This window comes from Neglectibacter sp. X4 (assembly GCF_009917365.1).
In the GTDB taxonomy this organism is placed as follows: Bacteria; Bacillota; Clostridia; order Oscillospirales; family Acutalibacteraceae; genus Acutalibacter.
The window spans coordinates 1-375 of record NZ_QWLE01000267.1; the positions used below are offsets into that span (position 1 = coordinate 1).

At 34.7% G+C, this 375-nt stretch carries 1 protein-coding gene; it reads right to left on the reverse strand.

Annotated features, from left to right (window positions below; genetic code table 11):
- The coding region (gene rhuM / locus D1841_RS18055) for a RhuM family protein (protein ID WP_166554371.1) at positions 1–375 on the reverse strand (375 nt) is incomplete at both ends.

Here is a 375-nt window from a genome sequence, read left to right on the forward strand (position 1 = left end):
TATATTTCCAATACTTTTCTCCAAAATACTTTTTCGGAAGAGCGAATATCACGGATGCGAGCTAACAATTCATCAAAATAGTTTCCGCCTCCGAGATTCTTAAGTCGATTATCATCTAATGCGAATCCTTTTTTCATATATTCCTTCAAAATAGAAGTAGCCCATATTCTAAACTGTGTTCCTCTCAGGGATTTTACCCGATAACCAACGGAAATAATAACATCTAAATTATAGAAATCTACCTGATAGGTCTTACCGTCAGAAGCAGTGTAGGCAAATTTTGCCCAAACTGCTTCTTTTGCCAATTCTCCTTCTTTAAAAATATTTCTTACATGTTTTCCAATTACACTTTTATCTCGTTGAAATAATTCGGCC